This is a genomic window from Aquimarina sp. Aq107, from assembly GCF_943733665.1.
Classification (GTDB): Bacteria; Bacteroidota; Bacteroidia; order Flavobacteriales; family Flavobacteriaceae; genus Aquimarina.
In genome coordinates this window covers 4,897,000-4,921,494 of sequence record NZ_OX030782.1, presented here as the reverse complement: position 1 = coordinate 4,921,494, position 24,495 = coordinate 4,897,000, and the positions used below count along the sequence as shown (strand labels likewise).

Below are 24,495 nucleotides of genomic sequence, written 5' to 3'. Positions count from 1 at the left end.
ATTCAACCCACTTGGTTATTTTATTAATTAGTGACTAAGACATCTTTAAATTTTGAATCAACAACTGATCCTGTTTTTTTATTATATACCATATATTCTATGCGCCACCTAGTTGTGCTACCACTTCCATACACAGGAAAACTAAGGCTTGAAGTACTAGCACCTACGTTATCGGTTTGAATTGGTATTAGAAACCCAAAAGTATTTTCTGCCCAAAATCTTATTCTAAAACCTCTTAGGCTACTAGGAAGTGAAGCTAATACATCTTTTGGCAGAAAATATGAATACGTTCCTACCTCATAGGCATCTAAAGAAGAAGGACCGTACACCCCAACAAGATGTGGAATTTGCCATTCATCATCACCCGGAAATCCCCAGTCTTTTGCACTTTCTACAATTTCGACTTTTGGTGTAGCTAAGGTTTCATCTGTATTGTCTAATTCAGGTTTTGAGCACGATGCAACTAGTGCTATTATACAAAATAGTGCTAATTTTTTGATTTGTTTTTTCATGTAAAATAATTTTTAGTTAATACATTAAAAGTATTGTGACTCTTGCTCTTAGATGTCCGAAAACATTGAATTTCAAAGAATCCGGATATTATTTAGGACTTTTAAAGATGTCATATCTATTATGGAAGACCCCTCTTGTTTAATAGTACATTAATCTTCATTTTGTTTAAAAAATCATTGTTACTCCAAATAGGATTTTCTCTACAGAGGCTTTGAGTATTTTCCGGCTTAATTTTTACGATTTTGGTTTCAAAATGTTGTCTTTTTTTGAAAGTAGTATCTTTTATCATTATAAATTTCTCATACAATTTCCCTTTTCCCGAGACTATTAGTATATAGCAACCATTACATAATGGGAATTGATTAAAACTAGAGCGTTTCTGTATAATCTTGTCTATATTTTGAGTAAACACCAATTCATTTGTTCTGTTTTCTCCATAAGATTCATTTTCATACGGATTTCCTTTAGAATCTGTTACAATAATTTTCAGACCATTGATTGTTTTCCCTGTTTTAGATTCACTAACATCAACTATTACAATTGACGACAAATCCCAAGGGCAATGTTGCGCATGAGATGCGGAAATACTAACTAACGCAATAAAAAATACTATATACCTCATTTTAGATATGATTTCTTTTGCAAAAGAGTTTTACTAAAATTTTGTTCCATGAACTTTAATTATATAGACAAGAATAATAATAGCAATAGGAATTATGAAGAAAACTATGGTAGGTATATTCGTTTGATTATTATCTGTTACCTTTTGTTCTTTTACTAGCTTTGTATCAGTTTCAGTTTCTAGATTATCCTTCAAAAAAATAGTGTCTTTAGACGATAGTTTTAGATGAGTCGTCTCATCTGGTTTATATTTTTGATAATTATTTTCAACTATATCTATTGAAGTATTTGCTTCCTGAATTCGTGTCCCAAGTGATGGTTCTTGATAATATTTTTTTGAAAACTCAATCTCCGGATCTTTGCCAAGTTCTATCCACCTGATCTCGTCTTTACGTATTTTTTCATAATACGCAGTTCCTTCTGTAATTTCCTCTTTTAATGATTTTTCTAGCTCATCGATTGTAAATCGATCACCTCTTCTTTTTGTATATTGGTAATAGAGTGTAAGTGCAATCTTCTGATCATACAACTCCTTTGTAGCTTTTTCTTTGCTGTGGTAAGAAGCCTTAAAATATGCTCTTGCGGCTAATTGTCTTGCTCCACTTTTCCAACCACTTGCCATTAATAAATCTCCTAGGGCTTCTAGTAAAATTGGTGAGTCATAATTACCAAACTTCATCATCCCCATGACACCCTTGATTGCTTTTTGAAGTTCTTCTTTTGGCAATAATTTCTTTTCTATAGTATCTGCTTTCTTACTATAGTATTTATCACTTATAAAAGTATAAAAATTATCAAATGTCTTTATAGGAAAACCTCCACGAGTATCATCAAATCCCAATGATAATGGAAGAACAACTTTTCCATTTTTCCTTTTACTTAGTACATATTCAACTAAATGTCGTTGATAAATCTCTCTTCCGAAATGAGCTTCTGGATTTATTGCAATTGCTTTGTCAATATATTCTATTCCTTTTTCTAATTGATTATTATGGATGTAGAAAGTTCCGAGGTTAGCATATGTTTTATAGTTATTAGGAGCGATACTATCCTTTTTTAGAATAATTTGAATTGCTTTAGGATCATCACCAATTTTTGAATATGCAACTGCAAGATCATCATATAGTCCTAAGTTATCTGGGGAGTTTTGCAATTTTCGTTCTCTATCTTGTATTCGCCATTGATAAAACTCAGGTGAATGCCTTAAAAACTTTCCTGATATTAATTCAATTACATCAGGAAACTGCATTCTTTCCATTTCTATAGTGTCATAATCCCAAAAACAAGAATACCCAAAAAAACAAGTAGAAATGGTACATACTAAAATTAATGTAAATCGTTTCATATCTTAAATTTAAAAAAAAGGATCCTCATCACTGCGGTTAGGTTAGATAATGAGGATCCACAAGTAATGAAAAGCAAATTGGACAAAAAAACTCTATCACTACATAATTTTGTCTAACCGTTTATTCTAACTTTACTACCCAATAATCCCATTTACCTTTACCAGAACCACTAATATCACCTCCAGGCCCTTGAACATGTCCTGTTACAATATAACCATCGTTGGTTTGCTGAATTGCGTTGGCATAATCTGGTTCTGGACCTCCAACACTAATTTCCCAAGATAATTCTCCTAAATCACTTAGTTTAACAATCCAATAGTCTCGATACCCACCATTATTAGTGCTTACATCTCCATCACTTGCTCCAGAGTAACCTGCGACAACATATCCTTGATCCGTAGTTTGCCGAATAGATCGACCGCTATCACTCTCTGAACTTCCCAAACTGGTTTCCCAAACTATTTCTCCTGAGCTATTTAACTTAACAATCCACATATCTTTTTTTCCGTTGTTATTACTAACATCAAAATCAGAAGATTCAGAAAATCCTGCTACGATATACCCGTTATCCATAGTTTGATGAACATCATTAACAAAATCCTCTAATGTGCCTCCTAGAGATTTTTCCCAGACAAGGTTTCCAGAAGCATCTAGTTTTATAATCCAGTAATCTCTGTCACCATAATGATTACTTACATCACCATCGAAAGATTCTGTATATCCTCCAACTATATACCCACCATCATTAGTCTGCTCTATCGACCTCGCGCTATCAAACTCACTACCTCCAAAGTTTTTTTCCCATTCTAAAGCTCCTAAACTATCTATTTTTATGATCCAAAAATCCACCTTTCCATTATTACCACTTACATTTCCATCTGATGAACCAGCGAAACCAGCAACGATATATCCTCCATCTGATGTTTCGTTAATAGATCTCGCACTCTCATTTCCACTTCCTCCATAATTATTTTCCCAAATCACGTTTCCAGATGCATCTAATTTTATAACCCAAAAATCGAAAAAAGAAGGACTTCCATCAATACTTGTTTGAGAATTACTAGATCCTGTTGCAATATATCCTCCATCTGATGTTTGTTGTATACTATAAACATAATCATTAGCAGAGCCTCCAATATTAGTTTCCCATAATAAATCTCCTGAACCATTTAATTTAATTACCCAAAAATCCCCTCCTAAAAAACCGTCAGCATCATTATTTCCTCCTACATCACCATCATCAGAATTGGCTACTCCTGCTATTACATATCCTCCATCAGTGGTAAGTGCTATTGAATATGCAACATCAATTTCAGAACCTCCAAAGGATTTCTCCCAGGCAATTGCTACCATATCCCCTGTTGTTTCAGCTGAGGTAAATGAAAAAGTGCTTTGAGTAGTACCATTGTTTCCATCAGAAGCTATAACAGTTCCATTATAATTAGTATTAGGAGAAAGTTCTTCTAATAAATACTCCGTATCTGTAAGAGAGGAGGCTATTTCAGCTCCGTTTAGTGTTATTGTATACGAAACAGTATCACCATCTGGGTCAATTGCAGCATCCCAATTTAATAACCAACTATTTGCTGTAACTTGACTAACACCTATTAAGAAGTTTCCTGGATTTTGGTTTTGGGGTAAAACGATTAAATCATCATTTTTGCAACTAATTATTATTAAACCTATTACTAGGAACAGATATAAAAAATTATTCTTTTTCATAATATTCAAATTTATTATCAAAAAATGTTTATAGCATCTTTAGCAGAATGAACTATAACATACTCTGGACAATAAATGTAGATCAGTTTAAAGCGTGAAGTATCCGGAAAGTTTGAATTTCAAAGAATCGGGACATTTTTAACCTGTTTTTCTATAAACACTAGGGGAAATACCGGTCACTTTTTTAAACGAACTATAAAATGTAGATTTAGAGTTAAATCCAGATTCTAAAGCAATACCAACAATGGTATAATTTATAAAATTAGTATTCCTTAATTTTAATTTGGCATCTTCTACCCTAAATGTATTTATATAATCTGCGAAATTTTTTCCAGTTAATTTATTCACTAACTGAGACAAATAGTTACTGCTAATTTTTAATTTATGTGCTACACTATCTAAACCTATATTAGGATCTCTATATAATTTTGCTTCTTTCATTAAGAATTCAAGTTCCTTATAGTATGTATTATCATTTGTTATATTACAGCTAGTATTATTACCACAGATTTGCTTTAATTTTTTTTCTGTGAGTTTTGCTATTAAATGGAATAGGAATACATGATCATTCGTAAAAAAGTTTTTTTCCGAATGTTCCGAATCTAAAACACCTATAATGTTCCCTTCAATACATATTGGTACTGATAGTTCGGACATTCTAGTTTCATCATCAACAATATAAGCTTTGTTTTTACTTACATCATTAATGCGTTGATACCTTTGGGATTTTGCCACATTTCCGACAATACCATCTCCCATCTTAATTTTTATCGGACTAACAATTTTCTTCTCTCCATTGTTTTTGTTTCCGAAAGCTGCTTTTTGAATCAAATACTCTTTTTCTTTGTCCAACATATAAATAACACAATCTTCTAGATGAAGATGAGAAATACAATTTTCTACAATATCCCATAATACATCGTTTACATTGTTTTTTTCAAAAAGTGATGTTGCAAAATAACTTAGTATAGCTATTGTTTGGATCGGAGCGTTTTGCAAATAATCATCCTCAAACTCATCAAAAACCTCATCAAGATAAGGGATTGATAATCTATTTATACTTTTCTCTGCTGGTTTGTTTTCTTTTTTGGGATATACTTTCTTTTTAGTCTTCTGAAGATTTAAAGCACTATTCTGGTCAAAAGAAATAATAGAAGAATCATTTAATAACAATTCTGATGTTTCTTTAGTCTCAAAAAACAAGAAAAGAAGGGAGGTGATTAGAATACACCATATATTTAATTTTGTATGTAGGTGACTTACCGAAAATGAATTACGATCTAATATCGATATCATAACAGCAATTACAACAAATGATATACATATTATTATAACCTTACGAGTGATTTCTTCGGCAGTACTATTGCCTGATTTTTTCTTAATGTCCATTTTGATTTTTTTTTTGTCCTTACCAAAACTGCTTGAATTAAGTCACAAAAAAAGCGGCTATATTATTCAAACAGGAATTGATTGCTTTCAATTACAAAAGCAAGGTAAAACAAGAATTAAATCCTCTGTTGTACTGTCGTTACGAATGTTTGTACTACAGTTACATGAATGGATTATCTACTGTAAACACTGAGGTTTTATGGTTTACTTTCTTGATTCTGAAGGTGGCTTTCCAAATTCTTCTACATAAACTCTACTGAAATAAGCAGGGTCTTTAAACCCTGTTTGATATGCGATCTCTGCAATCGTGAACTCATTGTTTTTCAATAAATCACGTGCATGTTGTAACCGAACTTTTCGAATAAACTTGGTCGGAGACATACCAGTAAGGTTTTTAATTTTTCTAAATAAATGAACTCTACTCATATGTAATTCTTCTGCTAATAATGGTACATTAAATTCATCATTATCCATATGGTTTTTAATGCTGTCTATGACGGATTGTATAAAGCTATCTATTACCTGATTTTCTGAGACATTCCCCACATCCTCCCGATCATATTTTTCTCTTAGTATTTTTCTTGTTTCTATCAGGTGATTTACTCTAATCAATAATTCTTCTCTATCGAACGGTTTTGCTAAATACGCATCTGCACCAATTTTTAAACCTTCGATTTGACTATTTTGATTAGCCTTAGCTGTTAGATAAATAAGAGGAATATGGTTCGTTGCTATATTGTCTCTAATCATAGTACCTAATTTAATACCGTCCCATTTAGGCATCATAATATCAGAAATTACCAGATCAGGAAGATGTTTTTGACATAAATCCCAAGCTTCTTGTCCATTATTTGCCACAAGAACCTTATAGCTTGATGCTAAACAAAACTCTATGTATTCTTGTACTTCTTTATGATCTTCTGCTACTAAAACAATGGGTAAAGATGATTCTTCGGAAATAATTATCTCTTCTGAATTCTGGGCTTCATTGACATTAATTACAGGCACACTAATAATAAAAACAGTTCCGAACCCTTCTTTACTTTCTACTTTAATAGTACCTTTCATTAACTCTACTAGCTCCTTGGTTAATGTTAATCCAAGTCCTACACCATTTTGATTTTCTGTTTGAGATCTAGTAAAAGGGTCATATAGAATTTTTATAAAGTCGGAAGGAATCCCAATCCCAGAATCCTTTACAATAACATTGACGATAGAATTTTCTTCATCTTCAATACATTTAATTTGTAAAGAAACTTCTCCTCCAATTTTATTATATTTAATAGCATTAGAAACTAAGTTGGTAGTGATTTTTCTCCACTTATCGTCATCATAATAAATTAACAATTCTTCTTGATTGCTAGAAAATGTAAGTGAAATTTCTTTTTCTTCGGCAAGAGACTTAAATGAATACAAAAGATATTTCTGAAAAGAAATAAAATCTCCTACCTGTTCATCAATTTCTAATTGATCCTCTTGCATTTGTGCAATTTCCAAAATTTGATGTACTTGATTCGATAAATGATTTGCCTGATTTTGAATTTGATGTAAATGCTTATTTTCTTTACCCAAACCATCTTTTGCAGATCTAGTTCTTATCTGGTCTACAGCTCCTAAAATAACCGTAAGAGGTGTTCTAAACTCATGGGCTATCTGATTAAACCATCGTGTTTTAACCTCAGCCAAACTAGAAACATGCTCTTTCTCTGTTTCAGCTATTTTTCTTCTTAACTGGATTTTATAAAAAGAAAAAATCAACAGTAATAAAGATAAACCATATAATATATAAGCTAAATTAGTTTTATACCAAGGAGGCAATACTAAAATCGATATTGGTTCATGTACTACTTCCCATTTATTCTCTGAACTAGATGCTCTAACGTGTAATTTGTATTTTCCTTTGGGTAAATATGATAGTGTAATCAATCCTTTCTCTTGTAATGGCAACCAATCGTTATGAAACCCTTGCAGCCAAAATTGATATCTAACATTTTGTGGTTCTTTAAAAGTTAAAGCTAAAAATTGAAAACTAACGTTCTGATCATCAGGACCAACCTTAATAACATCATTTAATTTATTCGGAAAATGTCCTGTAATAACTGTATCCTTTTGGTGTTTTGCATAAGATGACCAAACCAAATTTGGTTTATAATCTGAGGTAACCTCTACTTGTTCTGGATTAAAATAATTTACACCTCTTTCACTTCCCATCCAGATATATCCATCTTCTTCTCGGTAAATAGAACTCAACAACATAGAGTTATCATATAGACCATCTTTGACAGTATATGTATTAAATTTATTTTTCTCAGGATCGAATGAAGTTATACCGTTACTTATTGTACTTAACCATAATACTCCTTTTTTATCACTAGTAATATTTAATATTTTATCACTTGGCATTCGATCATTTCGCATATATCGGGTGAACTTCTCTTCTTCGATATCCATGCTATTTAAACCTCCATCAGTTCCCATCCATAGCTTTCCATCTTCTGTTTGATGTAACGATTGAATCAAACTAGAACTAATACTATTTAAATCATCCTTATTATGTACAAAACGCTTAAAATTATAATTAGAAGATTCTACAATTTCGCTAGCATTAGAAAACTTAAGAAGACCTCCACTTATAGTCCCTAACCATAAATTGTCATCCTTGTCTAAAAATAAATCAATAATTCCTATATTTTTCTTAGTGACTTTAAATCTAAAATAACTGCCATCAGTGGTATCATAGACCATCAAATAATCCCATTGAGTAATCCATAAACGTTTATTTGCATCTTCAACAATCCTCCAGGGATTCCCTACTATTTTATCAGATTCAAATATTTGCTCAACTATGCGTTCATTTTCTGCATCTATCTTTAATATTCCAACAGATTCATTCCTAAATAATCCATAAACTGAACCATTAGATGCACATACCAAAGATGTCATTCTATAATCAACAACTTTTTCTAATTGTGTTCCTTTAGCCTTATCCCAAGTATACAGTCCATCAGGTAATGTAAACCACATTTTACCTTGACACTCTACAATCTCTCTAACGTTTCCAATTGCCCCTATCTCAGGATGTCTAAAAGGTTTATTTTCTATAAGTTGAAAAGCACCCGCATTAGTTCCTATCCAAAAATTATCATCCCTATCCTGAAAAATACAAAGAAGCCTTAACCTATCCGAAAAATCATATCCTAATAATTCCTCTACATCAAGTACAATTTGTGTCTTAAAATCTGGAGAAAATTTCCATATATTTTTTCCTGCGGCTAGCCAAATCCAATCTCGATTATCCTGAAAAATAAATGATTTGTCTGTTGGCTTACTAATATATGAGCTATCAAAATTCAGTCTCTCTTTTACCCATTGGTCATTTCTTTTTTCTATGCTATATAACTCATTAGCAATATATACTATAGTCTTCTTGTTGGATAAAGTAAAAATATTAGTAATCAGTCTTCCATTAAATAGCTCTAACTTTTTTGTAATAGTATCCGTTACCTCAAACAAGCCTTCTTTAGTGGCTATTAATGACATTCTTTCGTTAAGAACCGAAATATTTGATGATCTTTTACTATAAAACGAAGTTAATTTTTGAGTTTTAGGAACATATTTATAGGCCCCGCTTGTAGAGGATATCCATAGATTATCTTTTCCATGTTTGATCAAATTATTGACCATTAATATATCTTTCTTACCCTCTAATTTTTCAAGATTTTCGAATGCTCCACTATGTGGATCTAAAATATCTATTCCCCCACCTAAAGTCCCTATATAGAGTTTGCCATCACTTAACTGAAGTATAGATCTTACCCAATTACCTGATAAGCTTCTAGAGTTTTTTGATGTATAGGTGTATTTTTTATAAGATTGTCCATCAAATCTATTAAGTCCATATTGTGTCGCAAACCACATAAAACCATCTTCATCTTGAAATATATCAGAAACCCAATTATTAGATAATCCATTAAAAACATTATACGATTTAACATTATAAGTAACCTCTCCTTGTCCGTAAGTATGAAAACAAGACAGTAGAAAGCAAGCACCAAACACTATTAATTTATGTATGTACTTCATTAGTTTTAAGGAGTATAATACAATTTAGCAGGACAGACAATTAATCGTCCTTTACTGTAAAAGAACAACTTTTTTTACAATATCTTATCCTAAAAAATTGAGTACTTATTTCTAAATTATTTAACCTCCTGCTCGGATAGTCTATATTCTTTTGGAGAAACACCCACGTGTTTTTTAAAAATATTATAAAAATTAGATTCAGAATTAAAACCAGATTCTAAACCAATAGCAAGTGTTGTATAGTTTACGAATTTTGGATTCCTTAGTTTAGACTTTGCATCTTCGACTCTAAAACTATTTACATAATCAGAAAAATTAGTTCCTCTTAATCCAATTAACATTTGAGACAAATAATTACTACTAATCTTTAACATTTTAGAAATACCTTCTAATCCCAAACTAGCATCTCTATAAATTTTAGCTTCTTTCATTAAAAAATCAAGCTCTTTAAAATATAGATTATCATTAGTTATGTTTGTAGTGTTTTCAACATTAATCTGCGCAAGCTTCTTTGCTGTAAGTTTAGCAATTAATTGAAATAACAAAATATGATGTTCATTAAAAAAACCTTCTTGCGAGTGTTCTGAATCTAATACTCCAACTACTTTATCGTCAATAGTAATGGGAACTGCTAACTCTGAACTACGACTAATATCATCTACTACATATCTTTCATCATACGTAACGTTATAAACACATTCGTACTCTCCAGATTGAGCCACTTGTCCTACAATTCCCTGACCTAGAGAAATTTCTATAGGGCTTAAAATTTTACGTTCTCCTTGATTTTTATTACCAAATGCCGCCTTCTGAATAAGTACTTTTTTCGAATCATCTAATATATATATGATACAATCTTCTAATTGTAGATAAGCAATACAATTCTCTACAATATCCCATAATACATCATCTAATTTATCTTTATCGAATAATGATGTAGAAAAATAACTTAATATTCCCGTAATCTGAGAAGGTTTATCATAATGTATCAGTTCTAATTCTTCTTCCGAAAACATATGATTTAATCCAGACATTCTAAAGTTCTGAATTGCCTTTTGAACAGCTTCTTCCTCAGATTCTTTAGTTTTGGAGACTTCATCAAAAGATTTTGATCCTAAAAACCTATTAAAATATTTAGGTTTATTATTCTTTTTCCAATATGTATAAAACCTCCACAATGCTATAGCAACGATTGCTATGCATGCAAAAAAGATTGCCGCATTATACAGGTTAATTTTCATTACGTTGGTTAATAAACTTTTATCTAAAGCAATAAAAGGTTAATTGCTTTTGTACATGTGAATATAAATCCTATCCGCAATAAATCCAAGTATATACTTTATTTTACCTCAAAAGGAACTTTTTCTATTTGTTTTCCATTTGAAATAACAATCTCATATTTTCCAACAGGAAGATAATATTTATCATTTTTCTTTTTGGATATATCTTCATCTGGAAACTCTTTTAAAAGTGCTTTTCTTCCTTTTTCAGAAATAGTAAGATCATACTCTACATAATTCAATCCTGCATCCGAACTAGAAGAAAATTCCTGAAGTATTTTCTCACTTTCTGTTGTTATTTTAACCGTGACTTTTCCTGCAGTTTTTGCATAATACTTAACCGTAGTCGAAGGTTCATACGCTTCTAACCATTTACTCCAAGAGCTTCCCCATCGTCGAGAAGCTTTTATTGAACTCATTGAATACAAGTATAATTCAGAAGTTAAAACCTCAGAAGTTAAATTCTGTAATGGTTCGATATTAGTCTTATAAATACTTCTTCCGTGAGTTCCTAATAAAAGATCATTAGCTACTGGTTGTATAACTATATCATGAACGGCTACATTTGGTATTCCCTTAGAAAAAACCTGCCAGGTGTTTCCTCTATCTAACGAAACATATGCTCCATTATCAGAACCTACGTATAAAACATTCTCATTTTTAGGATCTTCTGTTATCACATTAACCGCTGATATTGGCAATTCTTTTCCAATATTCTTCCAGCTTTGTCCATAATTATCACTCATATAAACGTATGCATTAAAATCATCCCATCTATATCCATTTAAGCTTACATAAACACGTTCTTTTTTATGCTTAGAAGCAACCACTCTAGATACCCATAAATCTGCCGGAAAACTATCTGAGATTTTATTCCAATTTCCTCCTGCATTTTTAGTTACATATACTAGGCCATCGTCGCTTCCTGTATATATTAATCCAAACTGAAACACAGATTCAGAAATAGAAGTCAATGTACCATACGCCACATTTCCCTTTTTACCACCCTTGGTTAAATCTTCAGAAATTGCTGTCCATTCATCCCCTTGATCCATAGATCTCATTAACTTATTTCCTCCTAAATACAAAATATCCTGATTATGTGGAGATAATAAAATAGGTGTTTGCCAATTAAATCTGTATGGAGATTCTCCTAATTCATGTTTCGGCTGGATATACGTTTGTTCATCAGTATCACGGTTAAGTCTAAAATAATTACCAAACTGGAAACCAGTATACACAACATTACTATTCCTATTATCGATTTGCACTTGCATTCCATCACCTCCCATAATACTTTCCCAAGGATAATGGCCACTTTGATGCCATGAAACATTCTCTTGAGCGGTTACAGAACCTACCCAAACTCCATTGTCCTGTAATCCTCCATATACATTGTACGGTTTCTCATGATCTACATTAATTGCATAAAACTGTCCCACACTTGGTTGATTAGCTTTTACCCAATTCTCTCCATCATCATAAGTAATATTTACACCACCATCATTTCCGTTAATAAGGTGATTTGGATTCTTTGGATTTATCCAAAGTGAATGATGATCTGCGTGAACGTTCTCTGCACTTATGCTTTTATACGTTGCTCCTCCATCTTTAGATTTCAAAATTGGTACTCCAGAAATATAAATATGATCCTTATTTATTGGATTAACCTGTATTTGAGCAAAATAATATCCATAACTATAAAAAATATCATCTAAATATTCTTTGTGTGTTTTCTTCCAAGTTTTACCCCCATCATCACTTCTATAAACCTCGGCACCAATTACCGGAGTATCAAAAAGTGCGGCATTTGCGTTTTCTAAATACTTAGCCAAATCGATCGGTTTTACAGAACCGCTGCGCACCATTTGCTTCACATTTTCTGCTCGATATTTCTCCTGAAATCCATTTGTTTTTAAGTACCTATTTAACTTTTTATCTTCTAAACTCAAAAATGTATCAACAGACATTGACTTAAAATCATCTTTAGTAAGCCCAGAACTTTTTTCAGTTTTTTTGCTTCCATCTCTTCTAAACTGACTATCGTGGACTGCATATAAAGTATTAGAATCAAAAACGGCTAACCCAATTCTACCAACACCATTCCCTGTCGGGAAACCACTTCCTTCTAATGAGATCTTGTTCCAGGTATTACCTGCATCTATACTTTTATAAATTCCTGATCCTGATCCATTACCTTCAAAATTCCAAGCCTTACGATCCTTATCCCAAGCGGCTGCATACATAGTATTAAAATCATTGGGAGCATAAGCAACATCAATAATTCCAGTTTCGTTATTAATAAATAAGGTCTTTTTCCAAGTTACGCCACCATCAGTAGTTTTATATATTCCTCTTTCTTCGTTATTAGAGTAAAGATGACCAGTTACACCAATAATAACCTCATCCGAATTAGATGGGTTTAGTATGATCCTACCAATATGATGAGAATCTGTAAGTCCAACATTTTTCCATGTTTTCCCTTTATCAGTAGATTTTAGAATTCCCACTCCAGCATATGATGACCTTGATGAGTTATTTTCTCCTGTACCTACCCAGATAATTCCTTTTTTCCAGTCAACCGCAATATCACCGACATTAATAGTTTCTGCATTATCTAGAACAGGTTCGAAAGTTGTTCCGTTATTGGTAGTGTACCATAAGCCGCCAGAAGCATAACCCACATAAAACTCTGTAGTGTTTTCAGGGTTTACATCTACATCCACTACACGGCCACTCATTACTGAAGGACCAATATTTTCAAAAGGGACATTTTTTACTAATGAAGATTTTTCGAGTTGTCTTTTTTGCAATAACCCCTTCTGAATTTCATCAGCTGAGGTTACTAATTGTTGAGAAAAAATCGAAATACTACTGAGTAATAGTAAAAAAGTTAAGCTATATGTTTTCATTACGATGGAAATTTAGTTGGCTGAAAGTATAGAATGCTAAAATAGTGTCAAAATTTTTAGATATTGTTTAACAATACATCCTTTTGGCTTTAGTATTTTTGAAAATCCATAATACACATCTAATAATACGATAGAAGACATGAAATATCACCAAATAGATAAAAACCTTTTTATCAAAAACAGAAAGAATTTTGCGGCTAAGATGAAACCAAAAAGTATCGCCGTTTTTAATAGTAATGATATCTATCCTATTAGTGCTGATAGCACCATGCCTTTTGAACAACATAGAGATATTTTCTATTTAAGTGGTGTTGATCAAGAAGAAAGTATTTTGTTGCTTTTTCCGGATGCGCCAAATGAAAAACATCGTGAAATTTTATTCCTAAAGGAAACGAGTGAATTAATCGCTATCTGGGAAGGTGAAAAATTAACCAAGGAAAAAGCATTTGAAACTTCTGGAATAAAAACTGTGTATTGGTTACAGGATCTTGAAAAAATATTTTTTGAAATCATGACACAATGCGATACAGTATATGTAAATACGAATGAGCATTACAGAGCAAATGTAGAAACTGAAACAAGAGAGGATCGTTTCACTAAATGGTGGAAAGCAAAGTATCCTGCACATTCCGTAGCAAAAAGTAATCCTATTTTACAAAGATTGCGTTCGGTAAAAGACCCTATAGAAATTGACCTAATGCAAACCGCTTGTAATATCACCGAAAAAGGATTTAGAAGATTGCTTGGTTTCGTAAAACCAGGAGTGTGGGAATATAATATTGAGGCAGAATTGCTACACGAATTTATAAATCATCGATCTAAAGGTTTTGCATATACTCCTATTATCGCTAGTGGTAATAATGCTAACGTATTACATTATATAGAAAATAACCAACAATGTAAAGCTGGAGATCTTATTCTAATGGATATTGCTGCAGAGTACGCTAACTATTCTAGTGATTTAAGCCGCACGATTCCAGTATCAGGTAAGTTTACGGATCGACAGAGGGCTGTATATGACGCTGTTTTAAGAGTAAAGGACGAAGCCACCAAAATGTTAGTGCCAGGTACAATCTGGGCAGATTATCATATAGAAGTTGGTAAAATTATGACTTCAGAATTATTAGGCCTTGGACTTATTGATAAAGTCGATGTGCAAAAAGAAGATCCAGATTGGCCAGCATATAAAAAATACTTTATGCACGGTACTTCACACCATATTGGTTTAGATACACATGATTATGGAATTTTAACTGAGCCAATGCAAGCAAATATGGTATTTACAGTAGAACCGGGAATTTACATTCCTGAAGAAGGTTTTGGAATTAGATTAGAAGATGATGTTGTTGTACAACAAGAAGGAGAACCTTTTAATCTAATGGCAAACATTCCTATAAAAGCAGAAGAAATAGAGGAATTAATGAATCAATCATAGATTGGATCTTATATATTGTTACTAATCCGCAAACCTGATAGTTTTTTATAATTATCAGGTTTTTTTATGATCGATTTTTGAAATTTTAGAAAATAATTATAATGATTTCATCGTTGGATATCAAAACCTTAAAGAATACAAATGCAACGAATGAAAATTACAGCCGGTCATCAACAGGCGATGCCTTATATGGTTGTTGAAAATGCAGAAGAATTTATCGATTTTATTCGAAAAATTTTTAATGCACAAGAAATGATTCGTAAGGTAGATCCAGCCTACAAAATTGAACATTCTGAAGTAATGATTGGTGATACAACTCTAATGATAACAGAAGCCTCTACAACCTATCCTGCACAAAACACATCTATGTATGTCTACGTAAAAGACACTGATCAAACATATTATAATGCAATAGATGCAGGCGCCAAATCCCTTATGCAACCTATGGAAGAAGATTACGGAGCTCGTGGAGCTGGCTTTAAAGATCCTTATGGAAATACTTGGTGGATTGCTACCTTAAATTAGTCACATCCTAAATCAGTTCTAGATACATTATCATTATTCGGAAAACAATTTCCAGAATTGATAGATTCAGGAACATACCTAGTTAGTTCTGGATCTCTTAAACTATTGGCAATAAATGAAGTCATATCATCTATTTCTTCTGATGTTAACTGAATACTTCCAAATTGAGGAGCTAAATTTTCTAATGGTACTTCTGTGCTTTGTGGCACTCCTTCATTTTTATATGATATTACATCTTTTATTGAAGTAAACGTTCCTCCATGACCATAAAAAGGACTGTCTAATAAATTATAAAGTGTCGGTGTTTTAAACTTAAAGTCATCCGCTGGATTATTTGTAAAGTTACCTCTTCCTCTTTTTACATTATCAATATTTACATCATATAAAAGCAATGCGCCATTTACGTTATCAAAATCACCCATCCCAAAAGAATAAAAACTTTTATCGTTTAATGCAGGTCCTGTATGACATTCATAACATCTTCCTTTTCCAAAAAAAGCAATCGCTCCTTTTTTCTCAGAGTCACTAAGTGACTCATTATTTCCCTTTAACCAATTCTGCCAAGGTGATCTGTTTGCTAATAAAGTTCTTTCATAAGCCGCAATAGCCAAAGCTCCATTACGTTTTGTGTATCTTTCATTCTCGGCAACATCAGGAAATGCAGCATCAAAAAGTTCTTTATATCCAAAAGTATTCACAAACTCATCATCTATTTGTAATCTATGAACCTTTTGTCCTTTTATTGCCTGAACTTCTACACCTTGAAATCCTAAAAAGTTTTCTTGGATCTCTGTCCAGCTAGCCTCTGTTCCCGCGTTTGTTCCTGTTCCTCCGAATTGCCCATTCCAAAGCATAACATCTTGATAAGCTACATTTAATAATGTTGGAGATTTGATTGGTTGCACATCTATAGAATCTCTAGGAACAGTTGTATCTGCAACTCTTTCTTCTCCTCTTATTCCAAAACCTATTCCGCATTCTCCAATACCTTGTCGTACACCAGCAGCAAAACCGGCTGCCGCTTGATGACAAGAAGCACAAGAGTATGTTGCTTTCATCTCTGTAATCTTTGGGTTTCCTCCAGTAGCCGTTTCGTGTAGTAATAATTTTCCTAAAACAACTTTTTCTTCAGTAATTGGATTTAAAGGATCTTGTGGAATACTAATATAATCATTGCTTTCTGGTAGTATGAAAAAAGAGGTTCCTACTCCATTAGAAACTTCATCTAGAACACCTAATAACTCTGCATCAAGATCAGATTCAATAGGAATATAATCATCTTTAGAACAAGAAGATACTAGCAAAATAATAACTGCAACAAATAATAGTTTTTTCATCGGTATATGTTTTCCCTATATTAAAATTCCCCACATTAACATTCTTAATTAAATGTTAAAGAACGCGAATTTAATAAAAAAGGAAATACCATATGTTATTTACTTTTTAAAAATAAGATTAATTTATTTTTTAGAAGTTAAGGTGATAAAAATATTACTAATTACAAGACTAAATATAGCAGGTAATAACCAAGCCAAACTGTAGTTACCTAAAGGAATAATTTCTAAAATATTCTGAACTTGTTCTTTGAACCCTATCGAAGCTAAAAAGTCTGGTAAACTAAATAACATAGTTATAAAAACTACAGCCCTAAATACCAGTACAGAAGTCAATCTATCTGGTAAAACATTTAATAGAATCAATACAATTGTTATTGGATAAATAAACATTAAAGCAGGTATCGCAACGATAATAATATCATGTACGTCCAATTGTCCCATAACTACACCAAGTATACATCCCACTATTGCAGTTATGATATATGCCAATTGAGACTTTCTGAATACTCCTTTTATAAAATCGGCAGTTCCTGTAACAATTCCAACGGCTGTGGTAAAGCAAGCAAGAGAAACTAAAACGCTTAAAAAAGTACTTCCTATATTTCCTAAAGTTTTTACACTTAAACCAGATAATAGTTCTGTTCTACTGATTCCCTGTTCAAAATCATTATTAAATAATGCTCCACTATATATTAGTCCTGCATAAACAATAAAAAGACCTATTCCAGCAATTAATCCAGAATTGCGTATTAATAATCGATTTTCTTCAAAACTTTTTCTTCCGTTTAATTGTAGAGAAATAATTATTACTCCTCCAACAACTACTGCACCAATTGCATCAAATGTTTGATATCCTTCTAACAATCCTTCTACTATTGGAGTTTCAAAAACAGAGACATTCATTGGGGAATGAGTAGAAAAAATCCCAATCAATATTATGCTAAGGATTACAATAAAAATAATAGGAGTAAGGAATTTACCTAGAATATTTAAAATTTTAGATCGATTAAGTACAAAGAATAATACAATAGCGAAATAAATAGTACTTGTGAGTAAAGAACTTGTTCCAAAAAATGGTTGAATCGCCATTTCGTGAGTTACAGAAGCTGTTCGTGGCGATGGTAATGAAATAGAAATAGCATATACAATCAAACAATAAATAAGACTAAACGTCGGAGAAACCTTTTTTCCAAAATCTAACATTGTTCCTTGCAACCTTGCGTGAGCAAAAATCCCTAACAATGGAAGTATAACTGCTGATATGACAAAACCAATCGTAACCCAAAACCACATATCCCCTCCTTTGAAACCTAGATTAGGTGGTAAAATCAAATTTCCTGCTCCAAAAAACATAGAAAACAACGCAAATCCTGTTATAAAAGTTTCTTTATTAAATCGCATTTGGTTACGTTTATATCGCTTTAGCGAATATTTATTAAAGTTGAAATATAAAATTTCAAAATGACATTAGCATATAAAGGGATTGAAATTAATTATCATGTTTCAGGAAAAGGCTCTCCTTTAGTTTTTTTACACGGTTTTCTAGAAAATCTAACCATGTGGGATCAGATAATTTCGTATTTTTCTAATACACACACTTGTATTACAATTGATTTATTAGGACACGGAAAAACAAATTGTTTAGGTTATATCCATAAAATGGAAGATATGGCTGAAGCAGTTGATAGTGTGATCAGACACATCACAAAAGATCAACTAGTATTAATAGGCCATTCTATGGGAGGATATGTTTCATTATCCTATTTAGATTTATTTCCTCAAAAATTATTAGGACTCGTATTATTAAACTCTACATCATTTCCAGATAGTGAAGAAAGAAAAATAAATCGTAGTCGTGCAATTGATATTGTAAAGAAAAACCCTGGCGCATATACGAGCATGGCAATTGCAAATCTTTTTGCTGAAGAAAATCGAATTAAATACAGGACTGAGATTGAAAAAATAAAAAACGAAGCCTCTAAAAATCCATTACAAGGAATTATTGCTGCTTTAGAAGGTATGAAAATTAGAAAAGATCATACAGAAACATTGATGAAATTTAATAAGCCTAAGATCATTTTTGCTGGGAAAAAAGATCCTGTGTTGTCTTATCAACAAAATCTTAAAGAATCTAAACTCTGTAATACTGATTTCACCTCTTTTAATGGTGGTCATATGTCTTATATTGAAAACAAAGTCGATCTGCTAAAATCATTAGATCATTTTCTGTCAAAAAAATAAGCTATTTTCCCATAGTTATTAACTATTTAGACTTGTAATAAAAATACCATACCCAACCCTTAATTATCCGATTAAATACATTTTTAACAGACAAAAACACTATAAAATACAGTTTTTAGTCAAAAAATGAAGTTTTTTCAAAAATTTTTCTTACAAATAATTGTTAATAACTAAAAAAATGTTATTATTGTACTGATAATGAACTTTTAACCCCTAAAATATGAAGAAATATACCCCACATTCGTCATTCTCCATATCAAAAATATATTGCGCTTTATTTGGGCACAATTATGTAACTTCTAAGCAAGTTACCCATCATATAAAAGAATATACCTGCACACATTGTGGAGAACAAGCAACCACTAATAGTAGAGGAAGACTAGAAGTTATGACTCCCAAACTAAAAGAAATTAATGATGTGTTAGCTTCTGTCCATGCTAAAAAAGCAGCAAGAACTAAAGACAAAATAAATTTACAAGCCGCTTCTTAAATTATTCTTTTATAGGATTCCATCCCTGTGCCATTAATTGAATCTTTTCATTAGCTCGGGTTACTAACCCTATTCCGCTTTTTTCATCAGTCATATGACCAATTACTGTAAGATTAGGGTTTGCTTTAATCTTTGGAAAATCTTCTTGTTTAATCGTAAATAGTAATTCATAATCTTCCCCTCCACTAAGTGCAACCGTTGTACTATTTAATTTAAACTCTTCACAAGTAGAAATAACTGCAGGATCTAAAGGTATTTTTTCTTCATAAAGATTAACACCAACTTTTGATTTTGTACATAAGTGGATAACTTCAGAAGATAGACCATCACTAATATCTATCATACTAGTTGGTTTTACATCTAAAGCTTTAAGGAGTTCTTTAATGTCCTTTCGAGCTTCTGGTTTTAATTGTCGCTCTATTAAATACGAATACTGATCCAAATCTGGTTGAGAATTAGGATTTGCTTTATATACTTGTTTTTCTCTTTCTAAAATTTGAAGACCTAAATAAGCAGCTCCTAAATCTCCTGAAACAACTAACAAATCACTTTCTCCAGCACCATTACGATACACTAAATCATCTTTGTCCGCTTGTCCAATTGCAGTAATACTAATCATTAAACCAGTAGTTGAAGAAGTCGTATCACCACCAACTACATCAACGTTATATATTTTTGCCGCAGTTTTAATTCCTGAATATAATTCTTCCAACGCTTCTAAAGGAAATCTATTTGATACCGCAATAGAAACTGTTATCTGCGTGGCAGTTGCATTCATTGCATATACATCAGAAAGATTTACCATTACAGCTTTATAACCCAAATGCTTAAGAGGTACATAAGATAAATCAAAGTGTACACCCTCAATCAAAAGATCAGTAGTAAGAACACATTTTTTGTCCTTAAAATCTAATACCGCTGCGTCATCACCAATACCTACAATAGTAGATTCCTGTTGAATTTTAAAATTTTTTGTCAAATGATCTATCAATCCAAATTCTCCCAATTCAGAAAGTGATGTCCTAGATGTATTTTTATCTTCAATCATAAATGCAAAGGTAGGGAACAAGGTCATTTGATTACACAAAAAAATCCCGAAAAATCGGGATTTTAATAATTACAAATCCAATTACAAGCATTCTCTTTCATAATTTATAGCTTCTACGTTTTGTATTACTACTCCTTCTTCAGTAAAAGGATTGTCAGAAGTAATAACTAAATTATATGTACCATCAAAGCCAGCACTTAACCCCCAATCTCTAGCAATAGAAAGATTATAGATTCCTGTCTCAGAAATAGAAATATTAGCTATAGAAACTTCTTCATTTTGAAGTGTACAACCGTAATATGTTAGATTACCTTCATTCAATAAATTTGGTCCTCCGAATTGGCCAAAATCGGATGATAAATCTATAGATAAAACCGACATTCCTGTAACATCTTCAATACTAATGGATACTTTAGAATCTTCTACAAACCTGAATTGATAAATATCTTCGCACGTTTGTTGTAATTCACAGAGCCACTCTCCTTGTTTTTCTATTAATGTAACTCCAGCATCCACAACAGGCGCGTCGTCATCCTTTGAACAACTAATTAAAGAAAATACGATGAATACCAATACTATCTTTTTAAAAACTTGATTTTTCATGATTAAAATTATTAACAGTTTCTTTATTTAACACCTTTATATCAACAGTCATTATTTTTTGTTACCTTTTTGACCAAAGCATAAACAAAAAAATTGTAGTCCAGAATTATCTTTTTGAGTAGTTTTAATACTATAGATATATAGGGTATTTCTTAATTAGCTTGTTATATATATGTATTCTTCATCAATAATTAATTCTAGTAGATTAAACATGAAAAAATATCTTAGTACTCTCGCTTTTATTTCAATCCTTTTATCTTTTGTAAGCTGTAGTAATGATGATGACAATACAAATATTCCAATTACCGCTTGCTCAACTGAAAGTGATGGAGGAATTTACCAAAGTTGTGGTATTGATTTCGTTTCTTCAATATCACTTTCGGAAATGGGAGCAACTGGAGGAAATGATAGTTGGGGTTGGACAGATCCTAGCAATGGAAAAGAATATGTCATTATGTGCCTAAATAACGGTACTGCTTTTATTGATATTTCTACTCCTGAATCCCCTATTTATTTAGGAAAACTACCTACAGCAACAGAAAATAGTTCTTGGCGTGATGCGAAAGTATATCAAAACCATGCTTTTATAGTGAGTGAAGCTGCTGGACATGGAATGCAAGTTTTTGATTTGACTAGTTTAAGAAATGTAACTAATCCACCACAAACATTTACTGCTAATACAACATATACTGGTTTTGGCAACGCACATAATATTGTAATCAATGAAGACACCGGTTACGCATATGGGGTAGGAACATCTACTTTTGGCGGAGGACCTCATTTTGTAAATATTCAAGATCCTACAAACCCTGTAGCGGCAGGAGGTTTTATTTCTGATGGAGGAGATGCTTACAGCCATGATGCACAAGTTGTAACTTATAATGGCCCCGATACCGACTATACTGGTCGCGAAATTCTAATTGGTAGTAATCAGATAGAAATAGTAATTGCTGACATTACTGACAAAAATGATCCTAAAACTATTTCTACTATAAATTATGAAAATATTGGATACACTCATCAAGGATGGTTTACAGAGAATCAACGGTTTTTTTTTATTAGGCGATGAGCTTGATGAGCAAAGAGTAGGTTTTAATACTAGAACAGTTGTATTCGATTTTGAAGATTTGGATAATCCAAAATTTCATATGAATTATTTGGGATCAACTCCAGCTATTGATCATAATGGATATGTAAAAGGAAATAAGTTTTATTTAGCTAATTATAGAGCGGGTATTAGAATAATTGATATTGCAGATATTGCATCTATGTCGATGACCGAAATAGCATATATAGATACCTTTCCATCAAACGATAGTGCTGGATTTAGTGGTGCTTGGAATGTATATCCATATTTCGAAAGTGGAAATATTGTAATTAGCGACATCAACTCTGGATTTATATTAGTAAAAGAAAGTACTCCATAAAATAACACAATTACACTCTTAAAAACTCAACCCATGCAAAAAATAACCCTACTTAGTTTCTTATTTTTATCATTCATTTTACAATCTCAAACAATATGTGAAAATGGGACAGCGGGCTCTTTTCCTTGTCAGGATTATGATTTGATGTCTCAGATTCCATTATCTACGATGAATGCAACTTCGGGAAATGATAGCTGGGGATGGACAGACTCTACCAGTGGAAAAGAATATGCACTTATCGGATTAAATAATGGAACAGCTTTTATCGATGTTTCAGATCCAACAACTCCCATATATCTTGGAAAACTTCCGACAGCAACTACTAATAGTTCTTGGAGAGATGTAAAAGTATATCAAAATCACGCTTTTATTGTAAGTGAAGCTTCTAGTCATGGAATGCAAGTTTTTGATCTTACTCGACTAAGAAATATAACAAATCCTCCAGAGACATTTACTTCAGATACAAGATATACAGGTTTTGGAAATGCACATAATATTGTAATCAATGAAGATTCTGGATTTGCATATGCTGTGGGAACTTCAACTTTTAGCGGAGGACCGCATTTTATTGATATTAGGGATCCTAAAAATCCAATAGCAGCTGGAGGTTTTATTTCAGCAGGAGGAGATGCTTATAGCCATGATGCACAAGTAGTAACTTATAACGGTCCGGATACCGATTATACAGGGAAAGAAATATTAATTGGAAGTAATCAAATAGAAATTGTAATTGCAGATATAACTGACAAAAATAATCCTATTACTATTTCTACGATTAGCTATTCTAGTGTAGGTTATACACATCAAGGGTGGTTTACAGAAGATCAGCGTTATTTTCTTTTAGGAGATGAACTTGATGAAACAAGTGTCGGTTTTAATACCAGAACAGTAATCTTTGACTTCGAAGATTTAGACAACCCTACATTTCATATGGATTATAACGGTCCTACACCTTCTATCGACCATAACGGTTATGTAAAAGGAAATCTATTTTTTTTAGCGAATTACAGATCGGGTATACGAATAGTTGATATTTCAGATATAGCAAATAAAAACATTAATGAAATAGGTTATTTTGACACCTATCCTTCCAATGATAATGCAGCATTTAATGGTGCTTGGAATGTGTATCCTTATTTTAATAGTGGTAATATCGTAATTAGTGATATTGAAAGAGGGTTTTTACTCGTTAGACAAACTAATACCCTAAGTGTAAATGATTTTGAAGAAAAATCGAATTTTGCAATCTACCCTAACCCTACGAACTCTAGTGTTACAATTGATGGAGGAGACATTACAGGATTAGAAAAAATAGAAATTTATAATGTAATTGGTAAGAAAATCGAAGAGTTTCATAATCCAGATAATGCTAAAAATATTACATTATCTCTAGCATACTCGCCAGGAATATATCTTATTAAAATAAATGATGTAACTAAAAAATTGATTGTTAAATAACAACTTTGTTTAAAGGTTAAAGTTTAATAACTCAACAATTAAATTAAATACTGATTACGAGATGG

19 protein-coding genes are annotated in these 24,495 nt (G+C 32.0%); 7 read left to right on the top strand and 12 right to left on the bottom strand.

Annotated features, from left to right (window positions below; translation table 11 throughout):
• Positions 1-23 precede the first annotated feature (23 nt).
• From NMK29_RS21315 to NMK29_RS21280, 8 genes are all read right to left on the bottom strand, one after another.
• Positions 24-512 (bottom strand): hypothetical protein, encoded by a 489-nt coding sequence (locus NMK29_RS21315; protein ID WP_027394562.1) that lies wholly within the window; start codon positions 510-512, stop codon positions 24-26.
• A gap of 119 nt (positions 513-631) precedes the next feature.
• Positions 632-1,135 (bottom strand): hypothetical protein, encoded by a 504-nt coding sequence (locus NMK29_RS21310; RefSeq protein WP_108804662.1) that lies wholly within the window; start codon positions 1,133-1,135, stop codon positions 632-634.
• 33 nt (positions 1,136-1,168) lie between these two features.
• Positions 1,169-2,479 carry a hypothetical protein gene (locus NMK29_RS21305; RefSeq protein WP_108804661.1) on the bottom strand — a complete coding sequence of 437 codons (1,311 nt, stop codon included), beginning with the start codon at positions 2,477-2,479 and terminating at the stop codon, positions 1,169-1,171.
• Positions 2,480-2,600: 121 nt separating this feature from the next.
• The gene (locus NMK29_RS21300) at positions 2,601-4,202 is read right to left on the bottom strand and encodes a fibronectin type III domain-containing protein (RefSeq protein ID WP_108804660.1); all 1,602 of its coding nucleotides are present in this window, start codon (positions 4,200-4,202) and stop codon (positions 2,601-2,603) included.
• Positions 4,203-4,340: 138 nt separating this feature from the next.
• Complete coding sequence (locus NMK29_RS21295; protein ID WP_108804659.1) at positions 4,341-5,591, bottom strand: helix-turn-helix domain-containing protein; 1,251 nt, start codon at positions 5,589-5,591, stop codon at positions 4,341-4,343.
• Positions 5,592-5,795: 204 nt separating this feature from the next.
• Entirely contained in the window at positions 5,796-9,674 is a 3,879-nt protein-coding gene (locus NMK29_RS21290; protein ID WP_108804658.1) for a hybrid sensor histidine kinase/response regulator transcription factor, read from the bottom strand.
• 116 nt (positions 9,675-9,790) lie between these two features.
• Entirely contained in the window at positions 9,791-10,915 is a 1,125-nt protein-coding gene (locus NMK29_RS21285; protein ID WP_108804657.1) for a helix-turn-helix domain-containing protein, read from the bottom strand.
• A 98-nt stretch (positions 10,916-11,013) separates the two neighbouring features.
• The gene (locus NMK29_RS21280; protein WP_108804656.1) at positions 11,014-13,866 is read right to left on the bottom strand and encodes a glycosyl hydrolase; all 2,853 of its coding nucleotides are present in this window, start codon (positions 13,864-13,866) and stop codon (positions 11,014-11,016) included.
• 139 nt (positions 13,867-14,005) lie between these two features.
• Here NMK29_RS21280 and NMK29_RS21275 point away from each other — a divergent pair, with 139 nt between their 5' ends.
• Both NMK29_RS21275 and NMK29_RS21270 read left to right on the top strand, forming a co-directional pair.
• Positions 14,006-15,301, top strand: a complete 1,296-nt coding sequence (locus NMK29_RS21275) for an aminopeptidase P family protein (RefSeq protein WP_108804655.1) — start codon at positions 14,006-14,008, stop codon at positions 15,299-15,301.
• A gap of 150 nt (positions 15,302-15,451) precedes the next feature.
• Positions 15,452-15,826 carry a glyoxalase/bleomycin resistance/extradiol dioxygenase family protein gene (locus tag NMK29_RS21270; RefSeq protein ID WP_159092304.1) on the top strand — a complete coding sequence of 125 codons (375 nt, stop codon included), beginning with the start codon at positions 15,452-15,454 and terminating at the stop codon, positions 15,824-15,826.
• Here the strand turns inward: NMK29_RS21270 and NMK29_RS21265 are convergent.
• Together NMK29_RS21265 and brnQ are read right to left on the bottom strand one after the other, a co-directional pair.
• Positions 15,823-17,163 (bottom strand): cytochrome-c peroxidase, encoded by a 1,341-nt coding sequence (locus NMK29_RS21265; protein WP_108804653.1) that lies wholly within the window; start codon positions 17,161-17,163, stop codon positions 15,823-15,825. The two genes, NMK29_RS21270 and NMK29_RS21265, sit on opposite strands and share 4 nt — an antisense overlap.
• Before the next feature lie 123 nt (positions 17,164-17,286).
• Positions 17,287-18,564 carry a branched-chain amino acid transport system II carrier protein gene (brnQ, locus tag NMK29_RS21260; RefSeq protein ID WP_108804652.1) on the bottom strand — a complete coding sequence of 426 codons (1,278 nt, stop codon included), beginning with the start codon at positions 18,562-18,564 and terminating at the stop codon, positions 17,287-17,289.
• Positions 18,565-18,624: 60 nt separating this feature from the next.
• Between brnQ and NMK29_RS21255 the strand changes: the two genes are divergently transcribed.
• Both NMK29_RS21255 and NMK29_RS21250 read left to right on the top strand, forming a co-directional pair.
• Positions 18,625-19,404 (top strand): alpha/beta fold hydrolase, encoded by a 780-nt coding sequence (locus tag NMK29_RS21255; RefSeq protein WP_108804651.1) that lies wholly within the window; start codon positions 18,625-18,627, stop codon positions 19,402-19,404.
• A gap of 220 nt (positions 19,405-19,624) precedes the next feature.
• A complete protein-coding gene (locus NMK29_RS21250) occupies positions 19,625-19,894 on the top strand; it encodes a hypothetical protein (RefSeq protein ID WP_108804650.1) in 270 nt (89 codons plus the stop codon).
• Position 19,895: 1 nt separating this feature from the next.
• On the opposite strand, the gene thiL is transcribed toward NMK29_RS21250, so the two are convergent.
• Together thiL and NMK29_RS21240 are read right to left on the bottom strand one after the other, a co-directional pair.
• On the bottom strand, positions 19,896-20,942 hold the full coding sequence (gene thiL / locus NMK29_RS21245) for a thiamine-phosphate kinase (RefSeq protein ID WP_108804649.1): 1,047 nt from the start codon (positions 20,940-20,942) through the stop codon (positions 19,896-19,898).
• A gap of 81 nt (positions 20,943-21,023) precedes the next feature.
• Positions 21,024-21,545 carry a hypothetical protein gene (locus NMK29_RS21240; RefSeq protein ID WP_108804648.1) on the bottom strand — a complete coding sequence of 174 codons (522 nt, stop codon included), beginning with the start codon at positions 21,543-21,545 and terminating at the stop codon, positions 21,024-21,026.
• A gap of 211 nt (positions 21,546-21,756) precedes the next feature.
• Here NMK29_RS21240 and NMK29_RS21235 point away from each other — a divergent pair, with 211 nt between their 5' ends.
• The 3 genes from NMK29_RS21235 to NMK29_RS21230 are packed head-to-tail and all read left to right on the top strand — an operon-like array spanning position 21,757 to position 24,430.
• Entirely contained in the window at positions 21,757-22,614 is an 858-nt protein-coding gene (locus NMK29_RS21235; RefSeq protein WP_371924106.1) for a choice-of-anchor B family protein, read from the top strand.
• Positions 22,553-22,972 carry a choice-of-anchor B family protein gene (locus NMK29_RS23915; RefSeq protein ID WP_371924105.1) on the top strand — a complete coding sequence of 140 codons (420 nt, stop codon included), beginning with the start codon at positions 22,553-22,555 and terminating at the stop codon, positions 22,970-22,972. Before NMK29_RS21235 ends, NMK29_RS23915 begins: the two co-directional genes overlap by 62 nt.
• A gap of 33 nt (positions 22,973-23,005) precedes the next feature.
• Entirely contained in the window at positions 23,006-24,430 is a 1,425-nt protein-coding gene (locus tag NMK29_RS21230) for a choice-of-anchor B family protein (protein ID WP_108804646.1), read from the top strand.
• The last annotated feature ends 65 nt before the right edge of the window (positions 24,431-24,495 follow it).